Below are 18,083 nucleotides of genomic sequence, written 5' to 3'. Positions count from 1 at the left end.
AGTTGTTTGTATTTGAAAATTTTAATATTGTTTAAATATAAATGTCAGCCGTATTACCAAAATCAGCAAAAGTAGTAGTAATTGGAGGGGGTGTTGCAGGTTGTTCTGTTGCTTATCACCTTGCAAAGTATGGTTGGAAAGATACGGTATTATTAGAAAGAGATCAGCTAACATCAGGAACTACTTGGCATGCCGCAGGTCTTGTTGGTCAATTAGGAGCGTCAGCTACAATTACACGTCTTAGAAAATATTCATTAAACCTTTATAAAGAATTAGAAGAAAAAACTGGATTATCAACGGGATTAAAACAAAATGGGGCAATTACAGTTGCAAGCACACCTGAAAGATTACAAGAATTATTAAGACAAGCGACAGCTGCGCAATTGTTTGATGTTAACGTTGAAAGCGTTAACAAAAAAAGAATAAAAGAACTCTATCCAGTTATAAATGATGATGATATTTTAGGTGGGGTTTATATGCCAGAAGATGGTCAGGCAGATCCTATAGGGGTTACTAATGTATTGGCTAAAGCGGCAAAGATGGAAGGAGCTAAGATATTTGAGAAAACTCCTGTTGAAAAAATATTAATTAAAGACAAGAAAATTGTTGGTGTTCAAACGAAATTTGGCAAAATTGATTGTGAATATGTTGTAATTGCAACCGGGATGTGGTCGAGACAAATTGGAGAGGATATTGGTGTAAGTATTCCATTATATCCAAATGAACACTTTTATATCATTACAGAACCATTAGATAAATTACCTAAAAACTTACCAGTTTTAAGAGACTATAATTCCTGTCTTTATTTAAAAGAAGATGCGGGGAAAATGTTAGTTGGAATATTTGAACCAAATGCAAAACCTGCCTTTAAAGACAAAGGAGTAGTCCCACAGGACTTTTCATTTGGAGAATTTCCAGATGATTTTGATCACTTCGAACCTTATTTAGAAAAATCATTTCAAAGATTACCCATGTTAGAAACTGCTGGAATTAGAAAATTTTTTTCAGGACCTGAATCTTTTACACCAGATACTCAATATCTCTTAGGAGAAACTCCTGAAGTTAATAATCTTTTTACATGTTGTGGGTTTAACAGTATCGGTATTGCAAGCTCTGGTGGCGCTGGAAGAGTTACAGCTGAATGGATGATTAATGGATACATGAATGAAGATTTATTTTCACTTGATATTAAAAGATTTCAAAAATTTCATTCATCTAAAAAATTTATTATGGAAAGGGTAACTGAAACTCTTGGTGACCTATATGGAATGCACTGGCCTTATAAACAGCATAACACTTCAAGAAATCAAAGACTATTACCCTATCATGAAGAATTAAAAAAAGAAGGAGCGTGCTTTGGTGTATCTGGTGAATACGAAAGACCTATGTGGTACGCAAAAAATAATGAAAAAGCAAAATACAAATATAGTTTTGATTATCAAAACTGGTACCCTTCAGTTGAATTTGAAACAAAAAATACAATTACTAATGTTGGTTTGTTTGAACTCTCTCCCTTTTCAAAATATGAAATAAAAGGAGAGCAAGCACACAGTGAATTACAAAGAATATGCACAGCTAACATTAAAGATGAAATAGGAAGATCAACTTATACACAAATGCTGAATAATGCTGGAGGAATTGAAACAGACTTAACCGTTATTTGCATTGATAAAAATAATTTTAGAATAATAAGTTCAGCTGCAACAAGAACCCATGATAAAGCCCATATTACAAAACATTTATCACAAAATTTAAAGTTTAAAGATATTACTGATGATCTTGTTTGTTTGGGAATTTTTGGACCAAAAAGTAGAAATTTAATTTCAAAAATTTCAAATGATGATTTTAGCAATGAAACATTTAAATTTGGTTATGGAAAACTTGTAACCATTGGTTCAAAAAAAGTTTGGGCCCAAAGATTATCTTATGTGGGTGAATTAGGATTTGAACTCTATATAGAGAATAAAGATGCTAAAGAAATTTATCAATTAATTATTGAAGAAGGAAAAAAACATAATTTATCACACTGTGGCTCACATGCCATGGATACTATGAGAATGGAAAGTGGTTTTTTACATTGGGGTCATGATATTTCACCTGAAGAAAATCAATACGAGGCAGGGTTAAATTTTGCAATAAGCTATAAAAAAGAGACCAATTTTATTGGTAAAGAAAGCTTATTGAAAATAAAAGAAAAAATACAAAACAGAAGATTTATTATGTTATCACTAAAGAATAGTAAGCCAGGAACACCTCTATTATTAAATGAAGAGCCAATTTATCTTGAAGATAAAATTATAGGAAGAACCACATCTGGGAATTATTCCTTTAATTATAAAAAAAACCTGTCTTTTGGATATGTAAGTTCATCACATTCAAATGAAGAACTTTCAAAAATGGATCTATATATTGAAGTTGCTAAACAAAAATTACCAGCACTAGTAGAGATCACTCCCCTAAAAGATAAACAAGCTAGATTTTTATAATTTTAGTTGTGAAGCTAAATAATTGGTGATTAAATAATGACATGCGAAAAGTGTATTTTCATAATGAAAAATTAATTGATCAAAATATAAATACAAAAAGATTATCTGAAGTACAGCACATAGGTGAAAGACAAGTTGTTGATATCAACAAATTACTTAACAGAGTGAAAATAGATCAAAAAAATGAAATAAAACGAAAAATCATTTTTTATAGCTTTGTTATATTGGGACTTTTTTTATTAGGAGCTTTGATCACGTTCTTAAAGTAAACAACTCTTTCAAATACTTGATTGCACTAAAATAAAAATCTATTATAAATCAACGATAATTAAGTGGCGGGGTAGCTCAGTCGGTTAGAGCGCAGGACTCATAAGCCTGAGGTCAGTGGTTCGATTCCACTTCCCGCTACCAATTAATGTCCAGGAAAATCAATTAAATTTTCAACTTTATAATTATTGTTTACCAAGTTATCTGATCCACCAAGATCAAATAAATTAATAACAAAAATAAATGCTGCAACTTTTGCTTTTGAGATTTCAACAAGTTTAGCGGCAGCTTCTGCTGTCCCACCTGTTGCTATCAAGTCGTCAACAATTAGCACAGTATCATTTTCATCAAGAGAATCTTTATGAACTTCTATTGTAGCTGTTCCGTATTCTAGTTCAAAATCTACAGAATGGACATCTGCTGGTAGTTTATTTTTTTTTCTAAGTAATATAAATGGTTTTTTTAATAGATAAGAAACCGCAGAAGCAAAAACAAAACCTCTTGATTCAATTGCAGCAATTTTTGTAAATTTAAATTTTTTTGATCTTTCTACAATTTGATTAATAGATTCTGCAAATGCGTCCTCATTTTTAATTAAAGTAGTAATATCCCTGAATAAAATACCTTTTTTTGGGTAATCTGGAATTGACCTAATAAAATCTTTTAAATTCATAATAGTTTATTGTAAAAGTATAGATAAATATATTTTTGAATATGACAACAAATAAATTAGCTATAATTGGTGGTAGTGGTCTTTACGATGTTGAAGAATTTCAAGAGCGAGAATTACTTGATATAAACACTCCTTGGGGAAAACCATCTGATCAAATTCTAAAAACAAATTATAATAATAAGGAAGTTTATTTCTTACCAAGGCATGGAAGGGGGCATTTTGTTTCTCCATCTAATATAAATTTTAGAGCAAATATTGATGCACTTAAACAACTTGGTGTAACAGACATCGTTTCAGTTTCAGCTGTAGGATCTCTTAAAGAAGATTTACCACCTGGTAAGTTTGTAATAGTAGACCAATTTATCGATAGAACTTTTGCAAGAACAAAAACTTTTTTTGATGATGAAATTGTTGCTCACGTGTCCATGGCACACCCAACTTCAAATGGGTTAATGAATGCTTGTGAGGATGCAATTAAAAAATCAGATATAGACCACCAAAGAAATGGAACTTATGTTGTAATGGAAGGTCCTCAATTTTCAACATTAGCAGAATCTAATTTATATAGGTCATGGAAAGCAGATGTAATTGGAATGACGAATATGCCAGAAGCAAAACTCGCAAGAGAAGCTGAAATTAGATATGCATCAGTTTCAATGGTAACGGATTTTGATTGTTGGCACCCAGATCATGAGAGTGTTGATGTTAAACAAATTATAAAAGTTTTATTAGGTAATGCTGAAAAAGCAAAAGTGATGATTAAAAATTTAATTGACAATTTTGAAAATTATATTGATCCAAACGATCCAACTAATAATTGTTTGGATGTTGCAATAATTACAGCACCTGAAGAAAGAACCAAAAAAACAATAGATAAACTTAAAACAGTAGCTGGTAGAGTTCTTAATAAATGAAAAAAGCTATAGTTTTAATTATTTTTCTATTATTCACCAACCAAGCATACGCAGATAAAAAATTTGAAAAAGATTTAAAAATATTATCTAAATTTAATTCTTTTATTAACAATAAAGGTGAATCTTATTTGTCAGACATAAAGTTCATTAAAGATAAAACAATAATTCTTATTTATGCACACGGACAACTTACTGATCGAAGAGAAAAATGTACAAAAAAATGGAATAAAGTGCCTCCAGCAATTTATCAGCTTGACGGAATAACTATAAATGACTTTACAGTAAGAGTTTATCATTTGTGTTATGGCATAGGGCACGCGTGGACAGAAAAAGAAGAAGATTATTTTTGGGATGTATATGACAAAAATAATCAGGATCCAAAAAGTGTTTTAAATCTCAAAGATAAAAATGGTGAGCTTTTATTAAAGAAGAATGTAATTTATAGACGAACAAAAGCTATGAAATTAAAAATTGATGAATTTGTGGCCAAAGGTTTTAATAATATAGTTTTATCTGGAATTTCTGCAGGAGCCTGGACATCTCTCGTATTAAAATCTGATTATCCAAATTTAATTGATGGTGTTGTTGGATTTGCTCCAGCTAGATCAGGCAAATATGCAAAAAAAAACAACATAAGGGTTGGGTAAATTGGAGAAATTACAAAATGTCATTAATTAAAGTTGATAAGTTAGACAAAGTATTAGTTTATGCGCACGAAAAAGATGCTTTTGAAAATACTAAAACACTTTCATTTTTATCAAATTCAAAAACTGTCAAATTTATAGATTTGAGTGATACAAAATGTAAAGGCAAGGTCATGCTTGGAGGTTATCACGGAATAACATTAACTAAATGTTTTGCAAATGAAGATCTAAGAAGCGAAGAAATAAAAAAATATTTAAAAGAAATTTATTAAGATGAGAATAGAAGGTAAAGAATACAAAACTATCTGGTATGAAGATAATGTTGTTAAAATAATTGATCAAACAAAACTTCCACATCAGTTTATTATTAAAGGTTTAAAAACAGTCAAAGATGCAATTAATGCCATTAAAGTAATGGAAGTAAGAGGAGCGCCATTGATTGGTGGTACAGCGGCCTATGGAATGGCGTTGGCAGTTCAGGAAAATAACGATCCAGATTTTATTAAAAAAAGTTCTGAAGAGTTAATTGAATCAAGACCAACTGCTATAAATTTAAAGTGGGCTGTAGATCGTATGATGAAAAAATTATCAGGCATTAATAGTGATCAAATTTTAGATATTGCTTTAAATGAAGCTAAAGAAATATGTGATGAAGATGAAAAATTTTGTGAAAATATTGGACTTAATGGATTAAAGATAATTGAGGAAATTTATAACAAAACCAAAAAAAAAGTTAATATTTTAACTCATTGTAATGCAGGATGGTTAGCAACTATCAATTGGGGGACAGCGACTTCTCCGATCTACCATGCTCATCAAAAGGGTATTCCGGTGCATGTTTGGGTTGATGAAACAAGACCTAGAAACCAAGGTGCAAATTTAACCTCATATGAATTAAATGAAGAAAATATTCCAAATACAATTATTGCAGATAATGCAGGTGGAATCTTAATGCAAAGAGGTGATGTTGATATGTGTATCGTTGGAACAGACAGAACTTTATCTAATGGAGATGTTTGTAATAAGATAGGCACTTACCTTAAAGCTTTGGCTGCTCATGACAACAATGTACCATTTTATGTAGCACTACCAAGTTCAACCATTGATTGGGAAATTAAAGAGGGCAAAGATATTCCAATTGAAGAAAGAAATTCAGAAGAACTGTCTCATGTTGAGGGTATGGATGAAAATAATAAAATAAAAAAAGTTTTAATCTATCCTAAAAAAAGCAAAGCATTGAATTTAGCTTTTGATGTTACGCCAGCAAAATATGTAACGGGTTTAATTACAGAAAAAGGAATTTCCGAAGCTTCTTCTGAAGGACTTAAAAAATTATTTAAATAATTTATCTAAGAGAGGCAGCGATATTTCCACCATCAACAGTTAATACAGCGCCAGTTGTTTTTTTTGAAACTGCTAGATGAAAAAATGCTTTTGCTACATCCTCAGCTTTTACTTCGTTTAAAAGTAAGTTTCCTCTCATATATTCATCTGTAGAAATTTCTCTAGCTTTAGCTCTAGATTTGATCATACCATCACTTAATAGACCACTTCTTATTCTATCTGCATTTACTCCATTTGATCTTATTCCAAGAGAACCGTAATCAACTGCATATTGTTTGCATAAATTTAATAAAGCAGACTTAGGTAGTCCATAGGGTCCAAAATTTTTACCAGGATTTACTGATTGTTTTGAAATATTAAACAATAAACACCCTTCAATATTTTGTTTTCTCATTATTTTAATAGTTTCAGAGGCACAATTTTGATGAGAAAAGAAATTATCTTCAAAACTTTGTCTTAAAATTTTATCATCTACTTCTGCAATTGACCCTCCAATAGCAGTTCCTGCATTTGATATCAAAATATCAATTCCCCCATAAGTTTCTGTAATAATTTTAAAAGCTTTTTTAACACTCTCTTTTTTTGTAACATCACAATGCAAACAGAGCTCTTTTATTTTGGAACTCATTTCATTTACTTTTTGCAAGTTATAATCAAGCAAAACTACTTCAGCTCCATAACTTTTAAAAAGTTTATAAGTAGCAGATCCAATTGCACCAAAACTTCCAGTTATTACAACTACATTACCTTGGAGAATTTTTTTAACTTTTTTAATCTTGGCTTGTTCTAAAGACCAATACTCAACATCAAATAGATCTTTTTCAGGTATAAACTTATATTTTGAAGTTTCTTCAACTGATGAAATAACTCTAGCATTTGTTTCAGTTAAATCTCCAGCAATTTTAGCTGCACCTAAACTATCTCCAACACTGAATAATCCAACATTCTGAACTAATATTACTCTTGGAGAAGTATCAAGTATTGTTTTTTTGTCTTTTACTTTTTTCTTATTGGTATAAAAATATTTGATATATTTCTTTCTATAATCTTCAAAACTCTTTTCAGCTAATTTTTTAAAATCTTCAATTGTAGAGTTTGGTTTTGGTGTGATAATTAATGGAAAAGGTTTTACTCTTATAACGTGATCAGGTGTAGCGGTTCCAAGACTAGTATATCTTCGAACTTCTTTACCATTAATATAATAGTCTAAAATTTTATTGGATCTATAATTTACTATAAATTTAATATCTTTAGTCTCAGATAATAATCCCCTTAATATTGGAGAAATTTCATATGGTTTAAATGAGTTGTTGAATTTTTTTATTTGTTTTATTTTCTTTCTTTTAATTTTTTTGACTGCTCTTTCTGCTATCGATACATATTTGATCATTAAATCATAAGATTTTTTAGCATCATTATCAAAGGTAAAAATCCCATGATTTAAAAGGATTAAACAATCAATATTAGGATTTTTAGAATAAACCTCATTGATTTTTTGAGCCAAACCAAATCCAGGCATCACATATGGAATAATACTTACTTTAGTGCCAAAAATTTTTTTACATAAATCTTTTCCATTTGCTCTATTTGTAACATTCATTATTGCGTCAGAATGAGTGTGGTCAACAAACTTGAATGGTAAGAAAGCATGCAAGAAAGTTTCTACTGATGGGTTTGGAGACTTGATATCTATTAAATTTCTTTTTTGATATGAAACCATATCTTCATCACTTAAATATTTTATATTTTTAAGTGCCAGCAATGGACGCAATTTAACTGCAGGAAGACCAGCAGGTTCAATTTCTGCCATATCCCATCCACTACCTTTAACACATAAAACATCATAATTTTTGCCATCTATATCTTTAATGGATGTTTTTACAGAAGTATTTCCACCACCATGAAGAACTAATTCACTATTTCTTCCTAATAACCTAGTGGTATAGACTCTTAAAGCCATATCTTCTGAATGACCAAGTTTTTTATACCTATCTATGTACTTTTTTGCTTCTAAATTAGACCAATTATTTTTCAAAATTTTAACCTTTAATTAGTAATATAATATTTTTTTATTTGAAAGAAGTAAAAAATTTCTTTAGTAAGTTTTATTATAATTAAATAAATGACTAAAGTAGGCGAGCATATAACCATTGATATAATTGGAACTGATAGAGAATACGATTCTTCTGTTTTTGAAAAAGTTATCAAGGATATTGCTAAAGCAGCGGATGTAACAATTCTTAATATTTCTAAATATAAATTTGAACCTCAGGGTTTTACAATTTTAGCATTACTTGCTGAAAGTCATATTAGCTTTCACACATTTCCAGAAAAAGGAATTATTAGTTTTGATTTTTTTACTTGTGCGAAAATTAGTCCTTCAGTTGCAATCGACATAATAAAAAAAGAATTTAAACATAAAAGAATTGTTAAAAAAGAATTTAATCGAGACACTAAGTCACTTTATCATGACATTTATAGTTCATCTGGTTTACAAAAATCATATGTAGTCAATGATGTTCTTGAGGATTTTAGATCTAAAGTGGGTCAACATATTGAAATTTTAGAATTAGAACAGTTTGGGAAATCTTTATTTATCGATGGAGAAATCCAAGTAGCCACAACAGATGAGCATTTGTACAGTTCTACATTTGTTGGTGCTGGTTTAAACTTGAATAAAGATAGCGAAAGAGCTGCTATTATTGGTGGTGGTGATGGTGGCGTTGCTAGAGAATGTATTTCTAAAAATTTTAGTTTTGTAGATTGGTATGAGCTTGATTCTGAAGTCGTGGATGTTTGCAATAAACATTTGGGAGACATTAGTAAAAAATCTACTGAAAAAAATTCAGTCAAATGTGTATGGGGTGATGCGTTTGAAAATATTAAATCTGTAGATGACGATACATACAATCATATTTTTGTCGATTTAAATGATGATCAATTTTGTATAGATCTTGCGGCTAAAAATATGGAATCTTTGATTAGAATTTTAAAACCAAAAGGTGTGATTACAGCTCAGGTTGGAAGCCAGGATAAAAAGCCTAAGCAGGTTGATAGCTGGCTCAATGTATTTAACCATCACTTTGGAAATACTAAATTATCTAGAGTATATATCCCAAGTTTTGATTGCTCTTGGAACTTTTCATCGTCAATAAATCATTAATTTTTTCTTTTTTAATTATTAAATTTGTGAAATAATTGTCACAATTTAAAGGAGAAAATAATGAATATATTTAAAAAAACTATTTTAACAATTCTTGCTTCTTTATTAATCATCGGAAATGTTTACGCTGATAAAATAAAGATTGGAACAGAAGGCGCTTACCCACCATGGAACTCTAAGGACGCTTCAGGTGCTCTTATTGGTTTTGAGGTCGAGTTAGCTCAAGAGCTTTGTGCAATCATGAAACATGAATGTACTATTGTTGAACAAGATTGGGATGGAATGATTCCAGCTTTGTTAATGAGAAAGTTTGATGCAATCATGGCAGGAATGTCAATTACTGCAGAAAGACAAAAAACAATTACCTTTTCACAAGGTTATGCTGACGAAGTAGCATCTCTTGCGGTTATAAAGGGATCAAGTTTAGAAAGTATGAATACACCTGCAGGAATTGGTCTTTCAAAGCCTAATGGAGATGCAAAAAAAGCTTTAAAAACAATTACAGGAGCTTTAGCTGGTAAAACAGTTTGTACTCAAACTGGAACTATTCACCAAAACTTTTTAGAGTCTGGTGATGTAGGTAAAGTAAATGTTAGAACTTACAAAACTCAAGATGAAGTAAACTTAGATTTAACTTCTGGTAGATGCGATGTTGCATTAGCTGCAGCAGTTGCATTCACTGATTATGCGGATAAATCAGGAAAACCAGTAGTACTAGTTGGACCTACTTTTTCAGGTGGTGCTTTTGGTAATGGTGTTGGTGTTGGGGTTAGACAGGGCGGAACTGATACGGTAGGTAAAAGAGATGCTAAACTTCTAAGAGATTTCAACAAAGCAATTAACACTGCTAGAAAAAAAGGAATCATCAGCAAATTAGCGATCAAGCATTTTGGCTTTGACGCTTCTATGTAAATAATATTTTGAAAAGGCGACTATTTATTTAGTCGCCCTTTCGATATGGACCTTTTATCATTCGGAAAAACAGGCTGGGGAGACGAGTTGTTTTATGCAACTCTAATGACAATTGCAGTAGCAGTTACTGCAATGTTAATTGGTTTTTTATTTTCATTAATCTTTACGCCACTTAAATTATCAAAAAATAAATTTCTAAATTTTATTGGCAATACTTACACGACAGTAATCAGAGGTGTGCCAGAATTATTAGTGATCTACCTTTTCTTTTTTGGAGGTAGTGGAGCCATAATGTATGTTGCTTCAATTTTTGGATATTTTGAATACATAGAAATTAATGCTTTTATTACGGGTTCTGTTGCAATCGGTATAATATCAGGGGCTTATTCAACAGAAGTATTTAGAGGTGCTATTCAATCAATTGATAAAGGCCAATTTGAAGCTGCCAAAGTTTTAGGTGTTAGTAAATTTGTACAATTTTATAAAATAATTCTACCTCAGATGTTAAGACTTGCTATTCCGAACTTAAGCAATGTTTGGCAAATCACTTTAAAAGATACATCTTTAATATCAGTTACAGGTTTAGTTGAGATCATGAGACAATCTTATATTGCAGCGGGTTCAACTAGAGATCCTTTATTCTTTTATTGTTTTGCTGCGGTTTTATATTTGATGCTTACATTTTTGAGCATGAAACTAATTAACAGACTTGAAGTTAAATACAGTAGGGGCTTTTAATGGATATTGATTTAATGATAACAAGTTTGCCAAAACTACTTAGTGCTGCAGTTATAACTTTAAAATTATTATCAGCATCTTTAATCATTGGCTTATTTATTGGATTTTTATTTGCAGTTTTAAGATTAAATAAAAACCCATTTATAAATAAATTTGCATATGGATATTCTTATTTATTTAGAGGAACTCCGTTATTGGTTCAAATATTTATAATTTATTATGGGCTTGGACAAATTGAATGGTTAAGATCAACTTTTCTTTGGGTTATTTTAAAAGAGCCCTATTGGTGTGCAATTATTGCATTTGCTTTAAATACGGGAGCTTATACTTCAGAAATTTTAAGATCAGCTTTTCAAACTATTAAACCTGGAATCATAGAAGCAGGTAAAAGTCTAGGGATTTCAAACAAAATTATTTTATATAAAATTCAAATTCCAGTAGCGATCAGGCAATCCTTACCAGCTTATGGTAATGAAATTATATTAATGATGAAGGGCACATCTCTTGCAAGCACGGTAACATTAATGGATATCACAGGTGTTGCTAAACATATTGTATCAACAACTTATAAACCACTAGAGGTGTTTCTTTTAGCAGGTGGAATTTATTTATTTATGACTTTTATCATTCACAACCTGATAAAATATTTAGAAAAAAAATATAGTTTTCAATAAGAAGTATATTCTTTAATCTCTTTAATCTTAGAGCCTGTATGATTATTCATCTCTAGTTTAATCTTAGCTCGGTCATCATTTAATAAGTGAACATCTCTTGATAGTTTTATAAAGTTTTCAGTAAAATCAGAATTTTTTTCACACAATCTTTTGTCATCTTCAATCACCCATAATTTTGCATTAATATCTTTTAGTGATTGAAAAAGAGTATTAAGTTTTTCATCAGATTTAACATTGTTATCTAATTGATCTTTTAAAATACTGTGTTCATCATTAATAAATTTTAGTCTTTCAGGATCTTTAATTTTTTCCTGTTTAATCTCTAAAATAGAAATTTTATCTAAAAGTTCACCCACAGATACTTCAACTAGAATTTTATTCATAAAAATTTATACTATGTTAAGTTGTTAGAAATATGTCTAATATTTTAGTTATCAAACATGGTTCTTTAGGAGATATAGCCCAAGCTTGTGGAGCAATTCAAGATATTTCTGAAAACCACCCAGAAGATCAAATACATATATTAACAACAAAACCTTATTTTGAATTATTTAAAAAAAACCCACTTGTTCATAGTGTTATTTTAGATAGGCGTTTATCAAGGTTTAATCTAATTTATCTATATTTATTGATGAGAACTTTAAAGAAACTAAAGGTAAAAAAAGTTTATGATTTACAAAACTCATCTAGAACAAAATTTTATAAGAATATTTTATTTCCAAAAGAAAATTTTAATACTTGGTCTAGTTCAGAAACCACTTTACCAAACAATATCTCAAAAGAAGAATTTGATAAAGACCCAGTTTTAAATAGATTTGATCATCAACTAAAAACTTCTGGAATTAAAACTGAACACACCATGAAACCAAATTTTAGTTGGGCTGTCACTAACATTGATAATATTAAACAAGAATTTAATATAGATAAATATATTGTTTTATTTCCTTTTTGTTCAGCTCATCTAACACATAAAAAATGGCCCCATTACAATGAACTAATAGAGTTAATTAAAAATAAATATGGAGACCAAATTAATGTAGTAGTTGCACCTGGGTCCTCTGAAATTGATGACGCAAAAAACATTAATGCTGTTTCAATTTTAGATAATGGTAAAGCCCTTGATGTATCGCAACTAGCAAGTCTAATTAAAGAAAGTTCATTTGTTATTGCAAATGATACCGGCCCAGCTCATATTTCAGCTCACCTTGGTGTGAAAGGTTTGACTTTATTTGGTAAACACACAACTGCTTACAAAGTTAGTATTGAACGAGAAAACTTTAAAGCAATACAAGTTGATGATTTAGAAAAATTAAGTGCAGCTAAAGTTTTAGAAAAAATATTAATTTAATTTCTTACCAATAATTTTCAATATTATAGGAATAGTAAACAGTATCATCAGCAATCTAATAATATGATGAAATGCTACAAAGTTGGGATCTAGATCAAAAGCTATTGCAATAACTGCTACCTCATAAATTCCACCAGGAGAGAAAGATAAGAGTAGAGTTAAGAAATTGGTATCCACAAAGTATGTGGCAACAATTGCAGCTAACAATCCAAGAGTTACTAGTATTGCAGTTGCAATCAAACTATGGAACGTATTACCCGCAACTTCTTTTAATGATTTGTCTGCAAAACGACAACCAACAGAGGCACCCAAAATAAGCAAACAAAAATTTATACTTTCATCTGGAAGTTTATAGGAAGCAACTTCAGATATTTGCAGAATTCCACTTGCAACTAGTGTTCCAGATAATAATGCAGCAGGCACACCAATTTTATCAAATATAAAAATTAATGATATTGAGCCTATTAAGAGGATTAAAAGATGAAAATGATTTTGATCTAAGTAATTAAATTTTTCAATTACTAGAGCTTCATTTGTTGAGTAGTTAACAACAAAAAAGGGAATGACGGTTATTATTATAATTAACCTAATTAAATGTGATGTAGCAACTTGAGATAAATCAGATTTTTCATGTTCAGCTAATATCATTAACGGACCTAAAGCTCCTGGAGCTGCTGAAAAAATAGAGGTTTTAACATTATAACCTGAAAATTTTTGTAAATATTTTGAAACAATTAAAATACTTATTAAAATATAGACAAACATTATTATTGAAGTCCACACCCATTCAGTCATTTGATTGATTAAATTTTGATCAATATAATTTCCAATATGAAGACCAAGAACTATTAAAATTGAACTTAAAGCTAGTTTTGGCATTTTAATTTTTATTCCACTTAAAGCTGCAACAGAAACTGCAAGCATAGGACCAAGCATCCACGCTAATGGGATATTAAAATAATCAGCTACAATTGCACTTGGGATAGAAATTAAAATAACTAGTAGAAATTTTTTAGAAAATAATTGTTTTAAAGCATTTTTGTTTAAGTCAAGAGAAGTATTCATTTTATGAAATTTTTTTAAGTTTTTTTTCAATCTTAATTCTTGATAATCTTAAAATATTTAAAAATGATAAACAATTTTTTTTATTAAAATTACTAATGTGCCCTGTAATTGTCAGTGATCCTAAAATTTTATTTTTAGTTGGTATTATTGGGACAGAAACCGAAGCGATCTCTCTATCTCTTTCACCAAAGGACATAGAAAATTGATCTTTAAGAATAGTTTCTTTATTTTTAATTGGTAAATTATTAAATGCTGAAAGAACATGTCCGCTTGAACCTTTATCTAAAGGTCTTTTTAATCCAGTTTGGATTGTATGTTTTATGGGTTTATTAGGTTCACTAGTTATCAAACAAGTTCTATAATTTTTTTGTTTAACAAAAAAACTAGCCGTTTCATTTGATTTTGTCATTATGAAATCTAACTCATCTTTTATAAGTTTTTTAAAATTGAAACTATCATCATAAACTTCTATTAGCCTACCAATTGAGCTTCCAAGTTTAAATGCACCATTATCAATTCTTCTTAAGAACCCATAATTTTCTAATGATCTTGAAATTCTAGAAACTCTACTTTTATAATCACCTGTAATTTTTGAAATTTCTGTTATGCTTAATGTTTCTCTTTTCAGAGTGAAACAGTTTATAATCTCTAGTGCTTTGTTTACAGCCTCAACACCATCAATTTTTTTTTTTATTTTAATTATATTCTACTAGGTAGAATAGCAGGTTCTATCTAATAGAACAATAAGGTAAAACGGTATTGACTACTGATTAAGATTTCAAGTAAATGTCTTATTAACTAATAAAGAGGAAATAATGAAAAACATTAAAAAAATAGTTTCAGTACTATTCTCAGCAATTCTATTATTCTCTGCAACAGCAACAAATTCAATCGCAATGGATAAAATCCATTTCGTAATTGGTGGTGGTGCTGGTGGTGGATGGGATGGAACTGCTAGAGGTACTGGAGAAGCTTTAACAAAATCAGGAATGTTAAAAAGTGCATCATTTGAAAATATGTCAGGTGGTGGTGGAGGAAAAGCTTTAGCTTTCATGATTAATACTCAACCTAAAAATACGGTTTTAGTACAATCTACACCGCTAGTTTTAAGATCTATCACTAGACACGAAGGTTATGTTTCAGGGTCTGGAGTTCTATCTTATAAAGATGTTACACCGATCGCTGGTGTAATTGGTGACTATGGTGCAATTGCAGTTGCAAAAGACTCACCTTACAAAAACTTTAAAGATGTAGTTGATGCATACAAAAAGAACCCAAGCTCTATCAAAATGGCTGGTGGATCAGTAAGAGGAAGTATGGACCATTTAATTGGTGCTTTAGCTTTCCAAGCTGCTGGTGCTAATCCAAATGATGTTGCTTACATTCCTTATGATGCTGGTGGAAAAGCGTTAGCTGGACTTTTATCTGGAGAAACTCAAATTATCTCTACAGGTTTAGGTGAACTTATGGGTGCAAGAGACCAAGTAAGAATTATTGGTATCACTGCTCCTTCAAGAGTAGCTGATGCACCAGATGCACCAACTCTAAAAGAACAAGGTTATGATGTTCAGTTCGTAAACTGGAGAGGATTTTTTGGACCTCCTAATATGAGCAATAAAGATAAAAAAGCTTTATCTGAAATGTTAGGTAAAGTTATGAAAACTCCTGAATGGGAAGCTGTTAGAAAAAGAAATGCTTGGGTTAATATTTATAACTCAGATAAGGATTTTGTTAAATTCTTAGATGCACAAACTGTAGAAATGACAGCTCTTATGAAGAAATTAGGAGTTATATAATCCTTTAGGATTATTTAAAAATTAGAGCAGTGAATATAAATACTACTAAAATTATATCACTGCTCTTTTTTATTTTCTCAGCATTCTATTTATATATCGCATATCAAATTCAGGTTTTTTCATTTGATGAAAATGCACCTTTTAATGCCAGAACATTTCCAATTTATTTAGGCTATGCTGGTTTATTCTTTTCTGGTTTAAAAATTATTTTACCAGAACGTAATACCATTAAAGTTGATCATAATAATTTAGAGTACAAGAAAACGGCTATACTTGTGATTATAGCAATTATTTATGGAGCAACTATATTAAAGGTAGGTTATTTCTTAACTACCTCTCTATTTCTAGCGTCTTCTTATTATGCGCTAGGTGAGAGAAGGTGGAAGTTAATATTTTTACTTTCTTTCCCTTTTGTGGGTGCTTTTATGTATCTTTTGCATGGAGTACTTGAAATTTATTTAAGAGATCCATTTTTAAAACTAATTGGAGTTATGGGATGATTGAAGGAATTTTAATCGGTTTAAAAACAGCTCTTACATTTCAAAACATATTTATGGTTATGATCGGTTGTTTTTTTGGAACCATCATTGGAATGCTCCCAGGTCTTGGACCAATGACGGCAATTGCATTAATGATACCTATTACTTATGGTTTTGATCCAGCTACTGGATTAATTTTAATGGCAGGTGTTTATTATGGTGCAGTATTTGGTGGATCAACTTCATCAATTTTATTAAATGCCCCGGGTGTTCCTGGAACTGTTGCAACATCATTTGATGGATATCCTATGGCGCAACAAGGTAAAGCTGGAAAAGCATTAGCGATTGCTGCTTGGAGTTCTTTTGCAGGTGGAACACTTGCTTCAATTTATTTATTATTTCTTGCACCAAGTTTATCTAAAGTAAGTTTATCGTTTAGATCACCAGATTATTTTGCTTTAATGATTTTAGGTTTAACAGCAATTGCAGCCTTTTCATCAAAGGGACAATTTTTAAAAGCAATGATGATGGTTGTTTTAGGTCTAATGTTAGCGTCAGTTGGGCAAGATTCTTTATCTGACATTACAAGATTTACTTTTAATAATATGAATTTATCCGATGGGATAAGTTTCGTTTTAGTTGTGATGGCAACTTTTGCTATGAGTGAGGCTTTAACAATTATTTTAAAACGAAATGATCCATCTGCTGTTGCTAAACAAGTTTCATTGACTGAACTTGGTTCAATTAAGATTAATAAAGAAGAGAGAAGTAAAATGTTAAAAGCTATTCCTCGGAACTCAGTTATCGGTTTTTTAATTGGAGTTTTACCAGGAGCTGGTGCAACTATTGCATCATTTCTAGCATATGGAATGGAAAGAAATTTTGTTAGTGACGAAGAAAAAGAAAAATTTGGCAAAGGTAGTGTTCATGGTTTAACTGCACCAGAAACCGCAAACAATGCAGCGTGCTCTGGAGCTTTTGTTCCTTTATTAACTTTAGGAATACCTGGAAGTGGAACTACTGCAGTAATGCTTGGTGCTTTATTAGGATTTGGAATTCAACCAGGACCTAGACTTTATATAACTAATCCTGAAATTTTTTGGTCAGTTATTATGTCTATGTATATTGGAATGGTAGTGTTACTTATTTTAAACTTACCTTTAATACCCTACATAGCAAGAATACTTGCAGTACCTAAAAACTATTTAATTCCTCTTATTCTATTTTTTTCAATTACAGGAATTTATGTAATGTCATTTAATAATTTTGATATTTATCTAATGATTGGGATTGCAGTTGTTGCAACGTTTATGCGCTTATACGATTTTCCAATGCCACCACTCATATTAGCCTTTGTCCTCGGTGGATTAATGGAAGAAAACTTAAGAAGATCTTTATTAATAAGTGATGGTTCATGGACTTTTTTATGGGGCAGACCTCTTACCGCTTCAATAATAGGAATTACAATTCTAATTGTTGGTTGGCAAATATACAAAACAATTAAAAATAAAAAAATTTAGTTTAGAATTTTTTTAAACCTATCTACAATCTTGCATTATTTAAATTAGACAAGTCTCAAA

19 protein-coding genes, 1 tRNA gene and 1 pseudogene are annotated in these 18,083 nt (G+C 30.4%); 15 read left to right on the top strand and 6 right to left on the bottom strand.

Translation table 11 applies throughout. The annotated features are described in order from the left end of the window. Positions 1–41 precede the first annotated feature (41 nt). The 3 genes from ABXT53_RS04630 to ABXT53_RS04620 all read left to right on the top strand — a co-directional run bounded on the left by ABXT53_RS04630 (position 42) and on the right by ABXT53_RS04620 (position 2,897). Positions 42–2,486, top strand: a complete 2,445-nt coding sequence (locus tag ABXT53_RS04630; protein WP_415289917.1) for a GcvT family protein — start codon at positions 42–44, stop codon at positions 2,484–2,486. A 41-nt stretch (positions 2,487–2,527) separates the two neighbouring features. After that, positions 2,528–2,755 (top strand): hypothetical protein, encoded by a 228-nt coding sequence (locus ABXT53_RS04625; protein WP_415289915.1) that lies wholly within the window; start codon positions 2,528–2,530, stop codon positions 2,753–2,755. A 65-nt stretch (positions 2,756–2,820) separates the two neighbouring features. Then, positions 2,821–2,897 (top strand) — tRNA-Met (locus ABXT53_RS04620). A gap of 1 nt (position 2,898) precedes the next feature. Here the strand turns inward: ABXT53_RS04620 and ABXT53_RS04615 are convergent. After that, entirely contained in the window at positions 2,899–3,426 is a 528-nt protein-coding gene (locus ABXT53_RS04615; RefSeq protein ID WP_415289913.1) for an adenine phosphoribosyltransferase, read from the bottom strand. Positions 3,427–3,467: 41 nt separating this feature from the next. On the opposite strand from ABXT53_RS04615, the gene ABXT53_RS04610 reads away from it, so the two are divergent. The 4 genes from ABXT53_RS04610 to mtnA are packed head-to-tail and all read left to right on the top strand — an operon-like array spanning position 3,468 to position 6,328. Next, positions 3,468–4,340, top strand: a complete 873-nt coding sequence (locus ABXT53_RS04610; RefSeq protein ID WP_415289912.1) for an S-methyl-5'-thioadenosine phosphorylase — start codon at positions 3,468–3,470, stop codon at positions 4,338–4,340. Beyond that, a complete protein-coding gene (locus ABXT53_RS04605; protein ID WP_415289911.1) occupies positions 4,337–4,987 on the top strand; it encodes a hypothetical protein in 651 nt (216 codons plus the stop codon). Before ABXT53_RS04610 ends, ABXT53_RS04605 begins: the two co-directional genes overlap by 4 nt. Before the next feature lie 17 nt (positions 4,988–5,004). After that, positions 5,005–5,256: a hypothetical protein gene (locus ABXT53_RS04600; RefSeq protein ID WP_415289909.1), complete on the top strand. Its 252-nt coding sequence runs from the start codon at positions 5,005–5,007 to the stop codon at positions 5,254–5,256. Position 5,257: 1 nt separating this feature from the next. Further along, positions 5,258–6,328 carry an S-methyl-5-thioribose-1-phosphate isomerase gene (mtnA, locus tag ABXT53_RS04595; RefSeq protein WP_415289907.1) on the top strand — a complete coding sequence of 357 codons (1,071 nt, stop codon included), beginning with the start codon at positions 5,258–5,260 and terminating at the stop codon, positions 6,326–6,328. Between the two features lies 1 nt (position 6,329). On the opposite strand, the gene ABXT53_RS04590 is transcribed toward mtnA, so the two are convergent. Beyond that, positions 6,330–8,363 carry a bifunctional aldolase/short-chain dehydrogenase gene (locus tag ABXT53_RS04590; protein ID WP_415289906.1) on the bottom strand — a complete coding sequence of 678 codons (2,034 nt, stop codon included), beginning with the start codon at positions 8,361–8,363 and terminating at the stop codon, positions 6,330–6,332. An 87-nt stretch (positions 8,364–8,450) separates the two neighbouring features. On the opposite strand from ABXT53_RS04590, the gene speD reads away from it, so the two are divergent. Genes speD through ABXT53_RS04570 form a run of 4 tightly spaced genes read left to right on the top strand, consistent with a single transcriptional unit; the run spans position 8,451 to position 11,815 of the window. Then, positions 8,451–9,491 (top strand): adenosylmethionine decarboxylase, encoded by a 1,041-nt coding sequence (gene speD / locus ABXT53_RS04585; RefSeq protein WP_415289904.1) that lies wholly within the window; start codon positions 8,451–8,453, stop codon positions 9,489–9,491. A 60-nt stretch (positions 9,492–9,551) separates the two neighbouring features. After that, the gene (locus ABXT53_RS04580; RefSeq protein ID WP_415289903.1) at positions 9,552–10,403 is read left to right on the top strand and encodes a transporter substrate-binding domain-containing protein; all 852 of its coding nucleotides are present in this window, start codon (positions 9,552–9,554) and stop codon (positions 10,401–10,403) included. 45 nt (positions 10,404–10,448) lie between these two features. Further along, positions 10,449–11,141 carry an ABC transporter permease gene (locus ABXT53_RS04575; protein WP_415289902.1) on the top strand — a complete coding sequence of 231 codons (693 nt, stop codon included), beginning with the start codon at positions 10,449–10,451 and terminating at the stop codon, positions 11,139–11,141. Continuing rightward, positions 11,141–11,815 (top strand): ABC transporter permease, encoded by a 675-nt coding sequence (locus tag ABXT53_RS04570; RefSeq protein WP_415289900.1) that lies wholly within the window; start codon positions 11,141–11,143, stop codon positions 11,813–11,815. Before ABXT53_RS04575 ends, ABXT53_RS04570 begins: the two co-directional genes overlap by 1 nt. Here ABXT53_RS04570 and ABXT53_RS04565 read toward each other — a convergent pair. Beyond that, positions 11,809–12,198 (bottom strand): DUF6165 family protein, encoded by a 390-nt coding sequence (locus tag ABXT53_RS04565; RefSeq protein WP_415289899.1) that lies wholly within the window; start codon positions 12,196–12,198, stop codon positions 11,809–11,811. The genes ABXT53_RS04570 and ABXT53_RS04565 overlap by 7 nt on opposite strands. Positions 12,199–12,230: 32 nt before the next feature. Here ABXT53_RS04565 and ABXT53_RS04560 point away from each other — a divergent pair, with 32 nt between their 5' ends. Continuing rightward, positions 12,231–13,163 (top strand): glycosyltransferase family 9 protein, encoded by a 933-nt coding sequence (locus tag ABXT53_RS04560; protein ID WP_415289897.1) that lies wholly within the window; start codon positions 12,231–12,233, stop codon positions 13,161–13,163. Here ABXT53_RS04560 and ABXT53_RS04555 read toward each other — a convergent pair. The 3 genes and pseudogenes from ABXT53_RS04555 to ABXT53_RS04545 all read right to left on the bottom strand — a co-directional run. Continuing rightward, a complete protein-coding gene (locus ABXT53_RS04555; RefSeq protein WP_415289895.1) occupies positions 13,155–14,228 on the bottom strand; it encodes an AbrB family transcriptional regulator in 1,074 nt (357 codons plus the stop codon). The two genes, ABXT53_RS04560 and ABXT53_RS04555, sit on opposite strands and share 9 nt — an antisense overlap. Before the next feature lies 1 nt (position 14,229). Further along, positions 14,230–14,637: a hypothetical protein gene (locus ABXT53_RS04550; protein ID WP_415289894.1), complete on the bottom strand. Its 408-nt coding sequence runs from the start codon at positions 14,635–14,637 to the stop codon at positions 14,230–14,232. Positions 14,638–14,757: 120 nt separating this feature from the next. Next, a pseudogene (locus ABXT53_RS04545) lies at positions 14,758–14,910 on the bottom strand (helix-turn-helix domain-containing protein); the annotation flags it as partial. A gap of 133 nt (positions 14,911–15,043) precedes the next feature. Between ABXT53_RS04545 and ABXT53_RS04540 the strand changes: the two are divergent. Genes ABXT53_RS04540 through ABXT53_RS04530 form a run of 3 tightly spaced genes read left to right on the top strand, consistent with a single transcriptional unit; the run spans position 15,044 to position 18,023 of the window. Continuing rightward, entirely contained in the window at positions 15,044–16,024 is a 981-nt protein-coding gene (locus ABXT53_RS04540) for a tripartite tricarboxylate transporter substrate binding protein (protein ID WP_415289892.1), read from the top strand. Between the two features lie 29 nt (positions 16,025–16,053). Next, positions 16,054–16,524: a tripartite tricarboxylate transporter TctB family protein gene (locus ABXT53_RS04535; RefSeq protein WP_415289891.1), complete on the top strand. Its 471-nt coding sequence runs from the start codon at positions 16,054–16,056 to the stop codon at positions 16,522–16,524. Further along, the gene (locus tag ABXT53_RS04530) at positions 16,521–18,023 is read left to right on the top strand and encodes a tripartite tricarboxylate transporter permease (RefSeq protein ID WP_415289889.1); all 1,503 of its coding nucleotides are present in this window, start codon (positions 16,521–16,523) and stop codon (positions 18,021–18,023) included. Before ABXT53_RS04535 ends, ABXT53_RS04530 begins: the two co-directional genes overlap by 4 nt. The last annotated feature ends 60 nt before the right edge of the window (positions 18,024–18,083 follow it).

The sequence above is a fragment of the Candidatus Pelagibacter sp. Uisw_136 genome, from assembly GCF_047720275.1.
Taxonomy (GTDB): Bacteria; Pseudomonadota; Alphaproteobacteria; order Pelagibacterales; family Pelagibacteraceae; genus Pelagibacter.
The sequence above is the reverse complement of the archived record's forward strand: the minus strand, read 5'-3'. Positions and strand labels throughout refer to the sequence as shown.